Raw genomic sequence first — 16,730 nt, 5'->3', positions numbered from 1 at the left:
CCCCCGCCGCCCACCACCCGCTTCAACCCACGAACCAGGTCCAGCCGCCCCGCCTGGAGCGCGGGCACCAGCCCGAACAGCAGTGTGGTCAGCACAGCCAGTCCCGCGGTGAAGGCCAGCACCGGGCCATCCAGCGACACCTCTTCGATGCGGGGAATGTCCCGAGGCCCCCACGTGGCCAGCGCATCCAGCGCCCACATCGCCACCAGCAGCCCCACGGCCGCGCCCAGCCCCGCGAGCACGCCGCACTCCACCAACAGCTCGCGCGCGATGCGGCCACGGCTCGCGCCCAGGGCGATGCGCACGGAGACTTCCCCCTCACGCGAGGCTGCCCGCGCCAGGAGCAGGTGCGTGAGGTTCGCGCACGCGATGAGCAACACCAAGCCGACCGCGCCCAGCATGAACAGGAGCGACGGACGGACGTTGCCCACCAGCACGTCGCGCAGCGGCTCCACGTGCGCATCCTTGCCCTCGTTCGTCTGGGGGTACTGCTCCGCGAGACGGTGGGCGATGGCGGAGAGCTCGGTGCGCGCGGACTCCAGCGCCACGTCCGGGCCCAGCCGGCCGTACACCTCCAGCCAGTGCGCCCCGCGCCCCTCGGGCTTCGTCATGCCCTCTTCCCAGAGCAGCGGGCTCCACAGCTCCGACCGTGCGGGGAAGTCGAAGCCCGGCGCCATCACCCCCACCACCGTCCACGGCTCCGGAGCACCCAGGTCCACCGAGCGCCCCAGCACGGCGGCGCTCCCACCGAAGCGCCGCTGCCACAGCGCATGGGAAATCACCGCCACCTTCGGAGCGCCGGGCTGGACGTCATCGGGATGAAGCGCGCGCCCCAACTCCACGCGAGCGCCCAGCATCGGGAAGAAGTCGCCCGTCACCATCCCCGCCTGCACCTTCTCCGGCGAGGTGTCCGCGCTGTCCGCCGCCAGCGTCATCGCCACGGGCGCCACCGCGGACAGGCCCTTCAACGTGCGGCTCTGGTCCCGCAGGTCCATGAAGTCCAGCACGGAGGTGGGCCCCGGCCCCTGCGTCCTCAGGCTGTACACGCGCACCAGACGGGCGTCGTCGTGCATGGGCAGCGGCCGCAGCAACACGGCATTCACCACGCTGAAGATGGAGACGTTGGCGCCAATCCCAAGCGCGAGCGTGACCACCGCGACCAGCGTGAAGGTGGGACTGCCACGAAGCCGGCGCAACGCGAAGCGGAGGTCCTGGCCAAGGGTCATCGTCATGTCCAGGACGCCCGAGCATGCCGCGTGCCACACCCGGCGTACAGGCCATCTGGACGAAGCGAGAAGCCCGGTTGCACGGGAATGGGAATCGGAGTCCCGCATCCGGACATCCCGCGCGCTTCCGCGTGTCGTTTCTCCCACTCCGTCCAGCGGCCGCGGTTATCCCTCCGCCATTCCCGACCGAAGGAGCCGCGATGAGCCCGCACCGAACGAACGAAGCCCTCCAGAAGCTGGGCATTCAACACCCCATCATCCAGGGCCCCTTCGGAGGCGGGCTCTCCACCGAACGACTCGCGGCGGCGGTGTCGAATCTCGGAGGGCTGGGCTCGTATGGGGCGTATCAGCTCCCGCCCGAGGAGCTTGGCCGCGTGGCGGACCGGATTCGGGCGCTGACGGACAAGCCCTTCGCGCTGAACCTCTGGGTCTCCGACCATGACGCGGGCGGAGACGCACTCAGCCCTGAGGATTTCGACCGCATCTACCGCCTCTTCGAGCCGTACTACCGCGAGCTCGGCGTGGAGAAGCCCGCCATGCCCGAGCGCTTCCACCACCGCTTCGAGGACCAGGTCGAGGCGCTTCTCGAAGCCCGTCCCCCCATCTTCAGCTTCGTGTTCGGCGTGCCCCCCGCCTCGGTCCTGGCGGAGTGTCGGCGCAAGGGCATCCTCACCTCCGGCGCGGCCACCACGCTGGCCGAAGCCGAGGCCCTGGACGCGGCGGGCGTCGACCTCATCGTGGCCACGGGCTTCGAGGCGGGCGGACACCGTCCTTCCTTCCTCGCGCGCGCCGAGGACTCGCTGATGGGGACGCTGGCCCTCACGCCGCTCGTCGCCGACCGCGTGAAGGTGCCCGTCATCGCGGCGGGCGGCATCGCGGATGGCCGAGGCATTCGCGCCGCGCTCACCCTGGGTGCCCAGGCCGCGCAACTGGGAACGGCGTTCCTTGCCTGCGAGGAATCGGGGACGACGGACGCCCACCGCGAGCTGCTCTTCAGCGACCGCGCGAAGCACACCACCTTGACGAGGTCCTTCACGGGCCGGCTGGCGCGAGGCATGCGCAATCGTTGGACAGAGGAAGTGGCCCATCAGCAGTCAGCGCTCGCGCCCTTCCCCATCCAGGGCTGGTTCCTGTCGAAGCTCAAGCCCGCGGCCGTCAAGGCGGGCCGCACGGACCTCGTGTCGCTCTGGGCAGGACAGGCCACGCCCAACCTGCGGCACCGGACCGTGCCCGCCCTGATGGAATCCCTCATCAAGGAACTCTCGGCCTCGTGACGCGGCGCACCCTCCATCCTTCCGAGCGCGCGGCAACGGCCCGCACGCCCGGCTGGAGTCCAGGAGGACCGGCGCCACTGACTCTCGTGCCCGCACGGGGATGGCCAACGTGAGGAGACGTCCCCTGCGGGGGCCTTCAAGGAGCCTCGCCCATGACCCAATCGGACACGCCGGTCCGCCTCGACGTCTGGAGCGATTACGTCTGCCCCTTCTGCTACCTCGAGCTTCCCGTCCTCGAGCAGTTACATGCCCGGCTGGGCTCGGCGCTCGACATCCACTGGCGCGCGTTCGAGCTGCATCCGGTGCCCGAGCGGCCGCTCGCCCCGGTGAGTGAGCCCCCGCGGTCGGCCTGGGCCCGCTCCGTCTACCCGTTGGCCGAGCAGCGGGGCCTGACGATGAAGCCCCCGCCAGTGCAACCGAAGAGCCGGCTGGCGCTCGAAGCCGCCGAGTTCGCCAAGGACGCCGGCGCCTTCTCCCCGTTCCATGAGGCCCTCTTCCGCGCCTTCTTCGCGGACTGCCGGGACATCGGGGACCTGCGCGTGCTGGGGGCGCTGGCGGAGGACGCAGGCATGGACCGCGAGTCCATGACACGCGCATTGGAGGCGGGCCGGTACACCGCGCGCGTGCTCGCCGACGAGGAGGAGGCCCAACGGCTGGGCATCCGCGGCGTCCCGGCCATGCGGCTCTCGGGCAATGGGCCCGTGCTCCTGCTGAACGGCGCTCAGCCGGAAGAGGCCGTTCGCGCCGCCTTCGCGCGCGTCCGGCCGGGCCCCTCCCTGAGTGCCGTGCACTGAGCGCGCGGCCACCGCCGTCCTGGCGGGAGCACTTCGCGCCGAATAGGGTGCCGACATGGAGCACCGCCCGACCCTTGTCTTCGCTGATGGCGCCTGTTCAGGAAACCCTGGCCCGGGTGGCTGGGGGAGCATCATCGTCACACCCGACGGGCTGGTGACGGAGCTGGGCGGCCACGAGCCGGAGACCACCAACAACCGGATGGAGCTGACGGCCGTGGGCAAGGCCCTGCGCCACCTGGAGCGCGCGCCGGGCCCCATCCACATCCACACGGACTCCACGTATGTGATTCAGGGCGCCACCAAGTGGGCGTTCGGCTGGAGCCGGCGCGGGTGGAAGACGGCCGAGGGCGGCGAGGTCGCCAATGCCATCTATTGGAAACGGCTGATGGCGCTCTTGGCGCAGCGCAAGGAGAACCATGCCGCCGAGGCGGCCGCCGTGGCGTGGTTCTACATCCGGGGCCACGTGGGCGTTCCCGGTAACGAGCGCGTGGACGCCATCGCCGTGGCCTATTCCAAGGGGCGTGACGCGAGGCTCTACACCGGCCCGCTCCACGGCTACGGCGTGGCGGTGCACGACCTGCCGGAGGACATGTCACTGCCTCCAGAGAAGCCCAGGGAACAGCGGGAGGCCGCGGCCAAGGCGTACTCCTACCTGAGCCAGGTGGGCAGCTCCGTGAAGCGCCACGCCTCCTGGGCCGCGTGTGAGCGCCGGGTAAAAGGTGTGTCCGGCGCCCGCTTCAAGAAGACAAAGAACGCGTTGGATGAAGCCAAAGTGCTGGAGGACTGGGGCTTCAAGGGCCAGGACGTCCCGTCGGAAGACTGAGGCAGCCCCTCCAAGCCCATTGCCCCGCCGGTCCATTGCGCCTATGGGTCGGTGCCACTCCCATCCCGCGAGGACGCAGCATGGCTCAAGAGCCTCTCCATATCGCCTCGGAGTTCCCGGCCCCGTCGGTGGAAGACTGGCGCCGGCTCGTGGACAAGGACCTGAAGGGCAAGCCCTTCACCGCGCTCCAGTCACAGCTGGAAGGCGGCCTGTCGCTCCAGCCGCTCTACACGCAGCAGGACGCCGCCGTCGCGCCGCCCGAGCCGCCCGGCGTGGCCCCCTACGTGCGCGGCACCCAGGCCCTGGGCCTCACCGAGGGTGGATGGGTGGTGTGCCAGGAGTACAGCGAGCCGGACGTGACGCAGGCCGCCGAGGCCATCCGCACGGACCTGGAGCGGGGCGGCTGGGGCGTGTGGCTCCACCTGGGCGACACGCACGGCGTTCGCGTACCGGATGCCGAGGCGCTGCGGCGGCTGCTCGCCCATGCGCCACTGGACACGACGCCCGTCCACCTGGAGCCCGAGTCCGACCCGCTGGCCGCCGCCCAGCACCTGCTCCACGTCGCGGAGCAGACGGGCGTGTCCCGCGCGGCGCTGAAGGGCAGCCTCGGCGTGGATCCGCTCGGCATCCTGGCCCGCGCGGGCTCGCTGCCCATGGGGCTGGACGCGACGCTGTCCCAGGCCGCGCCCCTGGTCACCTCGCTGCGTGAAGCCGCGCCCGGCCTCCGGGTGCTGCTCGTGTCCACGCGCGCCTACGCGGACGCGGGTGCCACATCGGTGCACGAGCTGGCCTGGGCCATCGCCACGGGCGTGGCGTACCTGCGCGGACTGGAGCGCGCGGGCGTCTCCCCCGACGTCGCGGCGCGCTCCGTTCAGTTCGCCATGTCCGTGGGGGGACAGTTCTTCCCGGAGATTGCTCGGCTGCGCGCGGCGAGGCTCTTGTGGTCCAAGGCCGTGGCGGCGTGTGGCGGCTCACCGGAGGCCCAGGCCATGGTGCTGCACGCGCGCACCGCGAGCACCACGAAGACGCAGCGGGACCCGTGGGTGAACATCCTCCGCGCCACCGCGGAGTCCTTCGCCGCCGTCGTCGGTGGCGCGGACAGCGTCAGCACCTCGCCGTTCGACGAAGCCCTGGGCACGCCCGACGCGTCCGCCCGCCGGCTGGCGCGCAATACGCAGCTCATCCTGCGCGACGAGTCGAGCCTCAACCGCGTCGCCGACCCCGCGGGTGGCAGCTACTACCTGGAGCAGCTCACGCAGGACATCGCCCGCGCGGCGTGGACCGAGCTGCGGCGCATCGAGGCGCTGGGCGGCATGGCGCAAGCGCTCACGAGCGGCGACGTGGCCCGCGTGCTCGCGGAGACGCGCGCGGCGCGTGACAAGGCCGTGCGCACCCGACGCCTGCCCATTGTCGGCGTGAGTGAGTTCCCCCACCTGGGCGAAACGCCCGTTCAGCGGGCGTCCCGCGCCGAGGCGTCCACGGCGCCCGCGACGTCGGGCCCCCTGCCGCTTCGCCCGGCGCGCGTGGCCGAGCCCTTCGAGGCGCTGCGCGACGCGAGCGACCGCTACCTCGCCGCGCACGGTGCGCGCCCCAAGGCCTTCCTGGCCAGCCTGGGCACGGTGGCCGAGCACACCACCCGCTCCACATGGACGGCCAACGTCCTGGCCGCGGGCGGTATCGAGCCGGCGGACCAGCATGGCTTCGCGGACATCGCGGACGCGGTGGCCCGCTTCCAGGCATCAGGCGCGCCGCTCGCCGTCATCTCCGGGCCGGACGCGCTGTATCCAGAATGGGTGCCCGCGCTGACGGCGGCGCTGAAGTCGAAGGGCGCGCGCGCGGTGGCCGTGGCGGGCCGGCCCGGTGACCATGAGGTCGCCTTCCGCGCGGCCGGCGTGGACGTCTTCTTCTACGCGGGAGCGGACCTGTTCGCGCTCCTGTCCTCACTGCACCAGCAGCTCGGAGTGGCCTGATGCGCCCCCACGTACCGGACTTCTCGGGCATCGACTTCGACGCCCCCGAAACGCACTCCGCCGCGCCCACGCGCGACCAGCAACTGCGTCAGGCCGGCGAGGCCACGCGCGACGCCGAGCGCTGGGACACGCCCGAGGGCATCCCCGTCAAGCCGGTGTACACGCGCGAGGACATGGAGGGCGTGGAGCATCTGGGCTCGCTGCCGGGCCTGCCGCCCTTCGTGCGCGGCCCCTACTCCACCATGTACGTGCAGCAGCCGTGGACGGTGCGGCAGTACGCCGGCTTCTCCACGGCCGAGGCCTCCAATGCCTTCTACCGCCGCAACCTCGCGGCGGGGCAGAAGGGCCTGTCCATCGCCTTCGACCTCGCGACGCACCGGGGCTACGACAGCGACCATCCCCGCGTGGCGGGTGACGTGGGCATGGCGGGCGTGGCCATCGACTCCATCAAGGACATGCGCATCCTGTTCGACCGGATTCCGCTCGACCAGATGAGCGTGTCCATGACGATGAACGGGGCCGTGCTCCCGGTGCTGGCGCTCTACGTGGTCGCCGCCGAGGAGCAGGGCGTGCGCCCCGAGCAGCTCAGCGGGACCATCCAGAACGACATCCTCAAGGAGTTCATGGTCCGCAACACGTACATCTACCCGCCCGCTCCGTCGATGCGCATCATCGGCGACATCTTCCGCTTCACGGCGGAGAAGATGCCTCGCTTCAACAGCATCAGCATCAGCGGCTACCACATGCAGGAAGCCGGGGCGACGCAGGACCTGGAGCTGGGCTACACGCTGGCGGATGGCGTGGAGTACGTGCGCGCCGGGCTCGCGGCGGGACTGAGCGTGGACGCCTTCGCGCCGCGCCTGTCCTTCTTCTGGGCCATTGGCATGAACTTCTTCATGGAAGTGGCCAAGATGCGCGCCGCCCGCCTGCTCTGGGCGAAGCTCATCAAGGGCTTCTCCCCGAAGACGGACAAGAGCCTGGCGCTGCGCACCCACAGCCAGACGTCTGGCTGGAGCCTCACCGCGCAGGACGTCTTCAACAATGTCGTGCGCACCTGCGTGGAGGCCATGGCCGCCACCCAGGGCCACACGCAGAGCCTGCACACCAACTCGCTGGACGAGGCCATCGCGCTGCCCACCGACTTCAGCGCGCGCATCGCCCGCAACACCCAGCTCTATCTCCAGTTGGAGAGCGGCACCACGCGCGTCATCGACCCGTGGGGTGGCAGCTACTACGTGGAGCGCCTCACGCACGAACTGGCGCACAAGGCGTGGGCCCACATCCAGGAGGTCGAGGCGCTGGGTGGCATGACGAAGGCCATCGAGGCCGGCCTGCCCAAGCTGCGCATCGAGGAGGCGGCGGCGCGCACCCAGGCGCGCATCGACTCCGGCCGCCAGGCCATCATCGGCGTGAACAAGTACCCGCCCGAGCGCGAGGACTCCATCGAGATTCTCAAGGTGGACAACTCGGCGGTACGCGAGGCGCAGATTGCCCGGCTGCGCGAGCTGCGCGCCGAGCGCAACGCGGAGGACGTCCGCCGCAAGCTGGACGCGCTCACCGAGGCGGGACGGCGCGGCGAGGGCAACCTGCTGGCGCTGGCCATCGACGCGGCCCGCGCCAAGGCGACGGTGGGCGAAATCAGCGACGCGCTCGAGAAGGTGTTCGGGCGCTACGAGGCCACGGTGCGCAGCGTGACGGGTGTGTATTCCAGCGAAGCGGGCAAGGACGCCCAGGGAATCATCGATGCGCGCGAGAAGGCGGACGCGTTCCTCGCGCGCTTCGGCCGCCGGCCGCGCATCCTCATCGCGAAGATGGGGCAGGACGGGCATGACCGCGGCCAGAAGGTCATCGCCACCGCGTTCGCGGACCTGGGCTTCGACGTGGACATCGGCCCCCTGTTCCAGACGCCCGAGGAGTCCGCGCGGCAAGCGGTGGAGAACGACGTGCACGTCGTGGGCGCCAGCTCGCTCGCCGCCGGCCACCTGACGCTGGTGCCGCAGCTCAAGCAGGCCCTCAAGGCGCTGGGCCGTGAGGACATCATGGTCGTCGTGGGCGGCGTCATCCCCGCCCAGGACTACGACGCGCTTCGCGCCGCGGGCGCCGCGGCCATCTTCGGCCCCGGCACGGTCATCTCCAAGGCGGCCATCGAGCTGCTCGACAAGCTGGCCGCGTCGCTGGAGGAAGAGGCGTGAAGCTGCTGTCCGCGGACGCGTATGTGGACGGCGTGCGCGCGGGCGACCGCGCCATGCTCGCGCGCACCATCACCCTGGTGGAGAGCGAACTGCCGTGCCACGCCGCGCTCGCCCAGGAGGTCCTCACGCGGCTGCTCCCCTCCACGGGCGGCAGCCGGCGCGTGGGCATCAGCGGCGTGCCGGGCGTGGGCAAGAGCACCTTCATCGACGCGCTGGGCATGCACCTGGTGAAGGCCGGCAAGCGCGTGGCGGTGCTGGCCATCGACCCGTCCAGCACCGTGTCCGGCGGCAGCATCCTGGGTGACAAGACGCGCATGGCGCGGCTGTCGCGCGAGGAAGCCGCGTACATCCGCCCCAGCCCCTCCAGCGGCACGCTGGGCGGCGTGGCACGCAAGACGCGCGAGACGCTGCTCCTGTGCGAGGCGGCGGGCTTCGACGTGGTGCTGGTGGAGACGGTGGGCGTGGGCCAGTCGGAGACGGTGGTGGCCGACCTGGTGGACTTCTACCTGGTGCTCATGCTGGCGGGCGCCGGGGACGAACTGCAGGGCATCAAGCGCGGCATCCTCGAGGTGGCGGACATGCTCGCCATCAACAAGGCGGACGGCGACAACAAGCCGCGCGCCGAAAGGGCCCGCTCCGAGCTACGCGCCGCGTTGCACCTGATGCGGCCGGGCGCCGAGCCGGAAATCACCACCTGCAGTGCCCTGGAGGGCACCGGCATCGAGAAGCTGTGGACATCCGTCGAGACGCAGCTCGGGCGGAGCACGGCCTCGGGCGCGATGGAGCGCCGCCGCAAGGCGCAGCAGGTGCAGTGGATGTGGTCCATGGTGCAGGACGGCCTCCGAGCGGCCCTGCGTGCGCACCCCGAGGTGTCCACACTGGTGCCCACGCTGGAGGCGGACGTGCGCGAAGGGCGTGCGACACCGACGTCGGCCGCACTGCGGGTGCTGGGCGCGTTCCTCCCTGAAACGAGGGCCTGACAGCCCGCGTCGAGGAGCGGTCAGTCACGCTCCAATCCCTTGCCTCGACACAAACGGCGCTCTTACTGTACGCGCCGTGCGAAACGTCCAGCAGACACCCGTTCCCCAGCCCTACAAGCCTCGTTTCCACGTCCGCATCGTGACGGCCGCCTCCCTGTTCGACGGGCATGACGCCGCCATCAACGTGATGCGCCGCCTCATGCAGTCCTCGGGCGCGGAAATCATCCACCTGGGGCACAACCGCTCGGTGGCTGAGATTGTCGACTGCGCCATCCAGGAGGACGTGCAGGGCATCGCCATCACGTCCTACCAGGGCGGTCACGTCGAGTTCTTCAAGTACATGATTGACCTGCTGCGCGAGCGGAAGGCCAACATCAAGGTCTTCGGCGGCGGTGGCGGCACCATCCTCCCGTCGGAGATTGAAGAGCTCCACCGCTACGGCGTCACGCGCATCTACTCGCCGGACGATGGGCGGGCCATGGGCCTTCAGGGGATGATTGACGACCTCATCTCCCAGTGCGACTTCGAAAAGCGGCCGGCGGACTTCGCGCCCCTGCTCGACGCGCCCTCGATGCGCGAGCCGTCCCGGATTGCCCCGCTCATCACCATCGCGGAGAACTTCGCGTCCCAGGGCGCGGCCCTGCGCGAGGCCATGTCGCATATCCAGGCCAAGGGCCCGCGCGTGCCCATCCTGGGCATCACCGGCACCGGCGGAGCGGGCAAGTCCAGCCTCGTGGATGAGCTGGTGCGCCGCTTCCTGGCGGACTTCCCGGACAAGACGCTCGCCGTGCTGTCCGTGGACCCGTCCAAGCGCAAGTCCGGCGGCGCGCTCCTGGGCGACCGCATCCGGATGAACGCCATCGACAATCCGCGCGTGTACATGCGCTCGATGGCCACCCGCCAGAGCAACCTCGCCCTGTCCAAGCACGTGGGCGACTCCATCGAAATCTGCAAGGCCGCCGGCTTCGACCTCATCGTGGTGGAGACCTCCGGCATCGGCCAGTCCGACACCGAAATCACCGAGCACTCCGACGTGGCGCTCTACGTGATGACGGCGGAGTACGGCGCGGCGACGCAGCTCGAGAAGATCGACATGCTCGACTTCGCGGACGTCATCGCCATCAACAAGTTCGACAAGCGCGGTTCGCTGGACGCGCTGCGCGACGTGCGCAAGCAGTGGAAGCGCAACCACAACGCCTTCACCACCGCCGATGACGCGGTGCCCGTGTACGGCACCATCGCCTCGCAGTTCAACGACCCGGGGATGAACCAGCTCTACCGGGCGCTCATGGACACCATCTCCACGAAGACGGGCGCGCCGCTCAAGTCCGGCTTCGAGCTCACGCCGGGGATGAGCGAGAAGAAGTGGATCATCCCGCCCGAGCGCACGCGCTACCTGGCGGAAATCGTCGAGGCCTGTGAGTCCTATGACGGCTTCGTGAAGGCCCAGGCCGCCATCGCCCGGCGCATGTACCAGCTCCACGGCACCATCGAGGCGCTGCGCACCAACGTGGGCAGGAAGCGCCTGGAAATCGTCGAGCCCAAGGACCCCTCGGACACGGTGCAGGTCACCGAGCGCGTCGAGGGCGAGCCCGCCTACCTGAGCGAGCTGGTGGAGCTGTACAAGGATTTGGAGTCGCGGCTCCACGCCGACTGCCGCCGGCTCCTGGCTGAGTGGCCCGCGACGAAGCGCCGCTACGCCGCGTCCAAGTACCAGTTCCAGGTCCGCGACAAGGTCATCGAGCTGGACCTGTACGCGGAGACGCTCTCCCACCTGCGCATCCCCAAGATTGCCCTCCCCCGTTATGAGGACTGGGGTGACATCCTCACCTGGCTGCTGCGGGAGAACGCGCCCGGCGCCTTCCCCTTCACCGCGGGCGTCTTCCCGCTCAAGCGCGAGGGCGAGGACCCCGCGCGCATGTTCGCCGGCGAGGGCGGCCCGGAGCGCACCAACAAGCGCTTCCACTACGTGTCACGCGGCCTGCCTGCCAAGCGCCTGTCCACGGCCTTCGACTCGGTGACGCTGTACGGCGAGGACCCGGACCACCGGCCGGACATCTACGGCAAGGTGGGCAACTCGGGCGTGTCCATCGCCAACGTGGACGACGCGAAGAAGCTCTACTCCGGCTTCGACCTGGCGGACCCGTCCACGTCCGTGTCCATGACCATCAACGGCCCCGCGCCGATGCTGCTCGGGTTCTTCCTCAACGCCGCGGTGGACCAGCAGTGCGAGAAGTGGATTCGCGAGAACGGCAAGGTCGACGAGGTCGAGAAGAAGATGGACGCTCTCTACCGCGAGCGCGGCCTGCCGCGGCCCCGCTACCAGGGTGACTTGCCGCTGGGCAACGACGGGCTGGGCCTGCTGCTGCTCGGCGTGTCCGGCGACGAGGTGCTCCCGCGCGACGTCTACGAGCGCATCCGCGCGAAGACGCTCCAGTCGGTGCGCGGCACCGTGCAGGCGGACATCCTGAAGGAGGACCAGGCGCAGAACACCTGCATCTTCTCCACGGAGTTCGCCCTGCGGGTGATGGGCGACATCCAGCAGTACTTCATCGACCAGAAGGTGCGGAACTTCTACTCGGTGTCGATTTCCGGCTACCACATCGCGGAAGCCGGGGCGAACCCCATCTCCCAGTTGGCCTTCACGCTGGCCAACGGCTTCACCTTCGTCGAGTACTACCTGTCGCGGGGCATGGACATCGACGACTTCGCGCCCAACCTCTCGTTCTTCTTCTCGAACGGAATGGACCCGGAGTACGCCGTGCTGGGCCGCGTGGCGCGCCGCATCTGGGCCAAGGCCATCCGGGACAAGTACGGCGGCAATGACCGCTCGCAGAAGCTGAAGTACCACATCCAGACGTCTGGCCGGAGCCTGCACGCGCAGGAGATTGCCTTCAACGACATCCGGACCACGCTTCAGGCGTTGCTCGCGCTCAACGACAACTGCAACTCGTTGCACACCAACGCCTACGACGAGGCCATCACCACGCCCACCGAGGAGAGCGTGCGCCGCGCGCTCGCCATCCAGTTGGTCATCAACAAGGAGTTCGGCCTCTCCAAGAACGAAAACCCCAGCCAGGGTGCGTTCATCATCGAGGAGCTGACCGACCTGGTGGAGGCGGCGGTGCTGGCGGAGTTCCGCGCCATCTCCGAGCGCGGCGGCGTGCTGGGCGCCATGGAGCGCATGTACCAGCGCTCCAAGATTCAGGAAGAGTCCCTCTACTACGAGACGCTGAAGCACGACGGGACGCTGCCCATCATCGGGGTGAATACGTTCCTGGACCCCAAGGGCTCTCCGACGGTGACGCCGCCCGAGGTCATCCGCGCGACGACGGAGGAGAAGAACTACGCCATCACCTCGCGCGACGCCTTCTGGAAGCGGAACGAGGCGACGGCGCCCAAGGCCCTGGAGGCCGTGCGCCGCGCGGCGCTGGACAACGGCAACATCTTCGCCGCGCTGATGGACGCCTGTAAGGTCTGCACGCTCGGCCAGCTCTCCCGCGCGCTTTACGAGGTGGGCGGGCAGTACCGGCGCAACATGTAAGGCTGACGCCGCGTCCCCATCCGGGCGGACGCGGCGATGAAACGCACGGGCCGAGGCGCTTGCCGCGCCTCGGCCTTTTTCATGTCACGACGACGCCGTCTCGAGTGGGAGCCGCGCCGCGGTTCCCGCGGGCCTCAAGGCACCACGGCGTCCGCGGGTGCCGGCAACAGAGGCCCGGCCTTCAGTGCGGACAGCCGCTCCAGCACATAGTCCAACATGCTCCGCGCCAGCGCGTGCTCGCCCATCACCACCCGGTCCACGCCCAGCGACTCCAGATAGTCCCGCTCCTCGTCGCCATGCGTGCGCACCACCGCGGGAAGGGACGGGTTCACGCCTTTGGCCTGCTCCACGATGGCGCGAGCCTGCAGCGCGTCCGGCGTGGCGACGATGAGGATGGACGCCGTATCCAGGTGCGCGTGCTCCAGGATGCCGGGCACCGCGGCGTCCCCGTAGATGGCGGGCACGCCCTCCTCACGAAGGCGCTCCACGTACTCGCGGTTCTGCTCCACGACCACGAAGGGAATCTTCTGCTCCGCCAGGCTCTGGCCAATCACGCCGCCCACACGCCCGTAGCCAATCAACACCGCGTGCTCGCGCAGCTGCACATCCCCCATGCCAATGGGCAGGTCGGACAGCTCGTCTTCCTCGGGGTCCATGCGCGCGGCGAACCGTGGGTGCCGGCGCAGCCACGCCAGCAGCGGATCAATGGTCTTGAAGACGAGCGGGTTGAGGGTGATGGACAGCAGGGCCCCCGACAACACCAGGCTCTGCCCCTCCTTCGGCAGCAGCCCGAGCGTGACGCCCAGCCCCACCAGGATGAATGAGAACTCCCCAATCTGCGCCAGGCTCGCGGACACCGTGAGGGCGGTGTTCACCGGGTAGCGGAACGCCAACACGATGAAGAAGGCGGCCAGCGACTTGCCCAGGACGATGATGCCCAGCACGGCGAGGACCTCGAGCGGCTGCTTCACCATCACCATCGGGTCGAAGAGCATTCCCACCGACACGAAGAACAGCACCGAGAACGCGTCCTGGAGCGGCAGCGAATCCTCCGCCACCCGGTGGCTGAGCTCCGACTCACTGACCACCACGCCCGCGAAGAAGGCGCCCAGCGCGAAGGAGACGCCAAAGAGCGCGGCGGCCCCGAACGCAATCCCCAGCGACACCGCCAGCACCGACAACGTGAACAGCTCACGGGAGCCCGTCTTGGCCACCTGGGTCAGCAGCCAGGGCACCAGCCGCGTGCCGGCGACCACCATCAGCGCCACGAAGAGGCACACCTTCCCCAGCGTGAGGGCCAGGGTCCAGATGAGGCTGTCTCCAGCGGCCGCCGTCGCGGCCGTCTGCGTGTCGGCGGAGCCAAGGACGTTGCCCAGCGCCGGGAGGAGGACCAGGGCGAGCACCATCGCCAGGTCCTCCACAATCAGCCAACCCACCGCGATGCGGCCGTTCACCGAATCGAGGATGCCCCGCTCCTCCAAGGCGCGCAGCAGCACCACGGTGCTGGCGGTGGACAGCGCGAGGCCGAACACCAGGCCCGCGCCCAGGCTCCAACCCCACCAGTGCGAGACCGCGGTCCCCATCACGGTGGCCGCCGCAATCTGCACGACGGCGCCCGGCACCGCGATATTGCGCACGGCGAGCAGGTCCTTGATGGAGAAGTGAATCCCCACGCCGAACATCAGCAGGATGACGCCAATCTCCGCCAGCTGACCGGCAAGGCCCCCATCCGCGACGAAGCCTGGCGTGAACGGCCCTACGGCCACGCCCGCCAGGAGATAGCCCACCAAAGGTGGCAGCTTCAGCCAGCGTGCGACGAACCCACCGACGAAGGCCAGTCCGAGTCCAACTGCGATGGTGGCGATGAGCGTGGTGTCGTGAGGCACGGCGGAATCTCCCTGGGCGCTACGCGGAAGGGTAGGAAAAGCGGCGCAGCGAGGAATCCGGCCCTTGGGGGGCGGAACCCTCGAACACCTATCGAGCATGGGTGGTCTTGAGCGGACGCTCGTGCTGATGCAGTGAGATTCCGCCGGGCGGGAATCTACTACGGCGCGGGCTTGTTCCCAACCCTCATCCGCACGCAGAAAGTGATGTGCCCTCCAAGCATCACTTCGAGCAGGCAGCGCACCATGCCGCCCCATGGGCAGTGCATCGGTGCGACCCCAGGTTGAGGGAAGAGCACATCCCCCCGGAGGTCCCCCATGCGTGCTCCCCTGCCCTATGTCTTGATGTTGGCCCTGGCGGTCGCCGGCACGTCCGCCGCTGCCGCGGAGCACTCGGCCCCGACCCTGGATTCCCTGGCAGACGGCGCGTTACTGCTCGACGGGCTGGGGACGCACGAACGCCAGGTCACCACGGCCTCCCCCCAGGCCCAGGCCTTCTTCAACCAGGGCCTGCGGCTGGCGTATGGCTTCAACCACGACGAGGCCGCACGCTCGTTCGCCCGAGCCGCGCAGTTGGACCCCACCTGCGCCATGTGTTTCTGGGGCGTCGCGCTGGTGCTGGGCCCCAACTACAACATGCCCATGCTGGCGGAGAGTGCGCCCGCCGCCTGGGACGCCCTCCAACGCGCTCGGCAGCTCGCCCCCCGTACGACGCCGGTGGAGCAGGCCCTCATCACCGCGCTCGTCCAGCGCTACCCCGGCCCGGAGGCCCTGCCACCGGAGAAGATGGCCCCCTTCAACGCGGCCTATGCCAGCGCCATGGCGGACGTGGCCGCGCGTTACCCGGAGGACCTGGACGTGCAGACGCTCCATGCCGAGGCCCTCATGGACCAGAATCCCTGGAAGCTGTGGTCGCTGGACGGGGCGCCGGCTCCTGGCACGGAGCAGATTGTCGCCACGCTGGAGTCCGTGCTCAGCCGGGACCCCCACCACCTGGGCGCGAACCACTATTACATCCACGCGGTGGAGGCCTCGCCGAACCCGGAGAAGGCGGAGCCTTCCGCGGACCGGCTGGGCGCGCTGGCGCCGAAGGCGGGGCACATCGTCCACATGCCGGCCCACATCTACCAGCGCGTGGGCCGCTACGCGGATGCCTCGGAAAGCAATCGGAAGGCGGCGGCGGCGGACCTGGCCTACCAGAAACAGGCGAAGCCGCGCGGCCACCTCTACCCCATGTACACGTCCCACAACTTCGGCTTCCTGGCGTACTCCGCGTCCATGGAGGGGCGGAAGCAGGAGTCGTTGGAGGCGGCCCGGGCCTCGGCGAAACACTTCCCGCCGGAGCTGCTCACGATGATGCCGGGCATGGACTTCTTCGTGGCCCAGCCGCTGTTCGCCATGGTGCGCTTCGGGGACTGGAAGGGCCTCCTCGCCGAGCCCCGCCCGAACCCGAAGTACCCCGTCCAGACGGGCCTCTGGCTCCACGCGCACGGCATGGCGCTGGCGGCCACGGGGCAACTGCCACAAGCCCGCGCGGAGCTGGCCGAGCTGCGACAACTGGCCCGCACCGTGCCTCCGACCCTGGCCGCGAACCTCAACACCGCGAAGGACGTGCTGGGCGTCGCGGTGCGCGTGTTGGAGGCCCGCGTGGCCCAGGCCGAGGGCCGGCCCCAGGCCCTGACGCTGTGGCGGGAAGCCGTCGACGCCGCGGACCGGCTCTCCTACGCCGAGCCCGCGGACTGGTTCTATCCGGTGCGCCACTACCAGGGCGCCGCGCTGCTGGAGGCCGGGCGCAGTCAGGAAGCGGAGGCCGTCTACCGCGAGGACCTGCGGCGCAACCCGAAGAATGGCTGGGGCCTGTTCGGCTTGACGCAGTCGCTCGAAGCGCAGGGACGCCATGAGGAGGCGGCTCGCACCCGCGCCGCTTTCGAGAAGGCCTGGGCGCGCGCGGACTTTCCGCTCACGACGACCGCGCCCTGATGTGATGGCAAGGGACACCGCCTGACACCCCGCCGCACCCGGAACGAGGCCCGGGTTGCACGAG

The 16,730-nt window shown here is 69.7% G+C and carries 10 protein-coding genes; 8 read left to right on the top strand and 2 right to left on the bottom strand.

What is annotated here, in order from left to right:
• Window positions 1-1,232, bottom strand: a 1,232-nt coding sequence (locus tag FMP39_RS08385) for an ABC transporter permease (protein WP_228557799.1), incomplete at its 3' end; no start/stop codon positions are given.
• A 194-nt stretch (window positions 1,233-1,426) separates the two neighbouring features.
• On the opposite strand from FMP39_RS08385, the gene FMP39_RS08380 reads away from it, so the two are divergent.
• The 7 genes from FMP39_RS08380 to FMP39_RS08350 all read left to right on the top strand — a co-directional run bounded on the left by FMP39_RS08380 (window position 1,427) and on the right by FMP39_RS08350 (window position 12,803).
• Window positions 1,427-2,500 (top strand): nitronate monooxygenase family protein, encoded by a 1,074-nt coding sequence (locus tag FMP39_RS08380; protein ID WP_141589433.1) that lies wholly within the window; start codon window positions 1,427-1,429, stop codon window positions 2,498-2,500.
• A gap of 152 nt (window positions 2,501-2,652) precedes the next feature.
• Window positions 2,653-3,294: a DsbA family protein gene (locus FMP39_RS08375; protein WP_141589432.1), complete on the top strand. Its 642-nt coding sequence runs from the start codon at window positions 2,653-2,655 to the stop codon at window positions 3,292-3,294.
• 55 nt (window positions 3,295-3,349) lie between these two features.
• A complete protein-coding gene (locus FMP39_RS08370; protein WP_141589431.1) occupies window positions 3,350-4,117 on the top strand; it encodes an RNase H family protein in 768 nt (255 codons plus the stop codon).
• Between the two features lie 80 nt (window positions 4,118-4,197).
• Window positions 4,198-6,087: a methylmalonyl-CoA mutase family protein gene (locus FMP39_RS08365; protein WP_141589430.1), complete on the top strand. Its 1,890-nt coding sequence runs from the start codon at window positions 4,198-4,200 to the stop codon at window positions 6,085-6,087.
• Complete coding sequence (scpA, locus tag FMP39_RS08360) at window positions 6,087-8,279, top strand: methylmalonyl-CoA mutase (RefSeq protein ID WP_141589429.1); 2,193 nt, start codon at window positions 6,087-6,089, stop codon at window positions 8,277-8,279. Before FMP39_RS08365 ends, scpA begins: the two co-directional genes overlap by 1 nt.
• Window positions 8,276-9,259, top strand: a complete 984-nt coding sequence (gene meaB / locus FMP39_RS08355) for a methylmalonyl Co-A mutase-associated GTPase MeaB (protein WP_141589428.1) — start codon at window positions 8,276-8,278, stop codon at window positions 9,257-9,259. The genes scpA and meaB overlap by 4 nt, the downstream gene beginning before the upstream one ends.
• 76 nt (window positions 9,260-9,335) lie before the next feature.
• The gene (locus FMP39_RS08350; RefSeq protein ID WP_141589427.1) at window positions 9,336-12,803 is read left to right on the top strand and encodes a methylmalonyl-CoA mutase family protein; all 3,468 of its coding nucleotides are present in this window, start codon (window positions 9,336-9,338) and stop codon (window positions 12,801-12,803) included.
• Window positions 12,804-12,937: 134 nt separating this feature from the next.
• Here FMP39_RS08350 and ybaL read toward each other — a convergent pair whose 3' ends face one another.
• The gene (gene ybaL, locus FMP39_RS08345; protein WP_141589426.1) at window positions 12,938-14,689 is read right to left on the bottom strand and encodes a YbaL family putative K(+) efflux transporter; all 1,752 of its coding nucleotides are present in this window, start codon (window positions 14,687-14,689) and stop codon (window positions 12,938-12,940) included.
• Window positions 14,690-15,004: 315 nt separating this feature from the next.
• On the opposite strand from ybaL, the gene FMP39_RS08340 reads away from it, so the two are divergent.
• Window positions 15,005-16,666, top strand: a complete 1,662-nt coding sequence (locus FMP39_RS08340; RefSeq protein ID WP_228557798.1) for a hypothetical protein — start codon at window positions 15,005-15,007, stop codon at window positions 16,664-16,666.
• Window positions 16,667-16,730 lie beyond the last annotated feature (64 nt).

The sequence above is a fragment of the Myxococcus sp. AB056 genome (genome assembly GCF_006547365.1).
GTDB classification, from domain to species: Bacteria; Myxococcota; Myxococcia; order Myxococcales; family Myxococcaceae; genus Myxococcus; species Myxococcus virescens.
Note: the sequence above shows the minus strand (reverse complement) of the source record. Positions and strands in the feature narration are given on the sequence as shown.

What these genes read in the sequence shown, in the direction of transcription:
- FMP39_RS08380 (WP_141589433.1), top strand. Translation starts at nt 1,427, where the DNA reads ATGAGCCCGCACCGAACGAACGAAGCCCTCCAGAAGCTGGGCATTCAA.
- FMP39_RS08375 (WP_141589432.1), top strand. Translation starts at nt 2,653, where the DNA reads ATGACCCAATCGGACACGCCGGTCCGCCTCGACGTCTGGAGCGATTAC.
- FMP39_RS08370 (WP_141589431.1), top strand. Translation starts at nt 3,350, where the DNA reads ATGGAGCACCGCCCGACCCTTGTCTTCGCTGATGGCGCCTGTTCAGGA.
- FMP39_RS08365 (WP_141589430.1), top strand. Translation starts at nt 4,198, where the DNA reads ATGGCTCAAGAGCCTCTCCATATCGCCTCGGAGTTCCCGGCCCCGTCG.
- scpA (WP_141589429.1), top strand. Translation starts at nt 6,087, where the DNA reads ATGCGCCCCCACGTACCGGACTTCTCGGGCATCGACTTCGACGCCCCC.
- FMP39_RS08340 (WP_228557798.1), top strand. Translation starts at nt 15,005, where the DNA reads ATGCGTGCTCCCCTGCCCTATGTCTTGATGTTGGCCCTGGCGGTCGCC.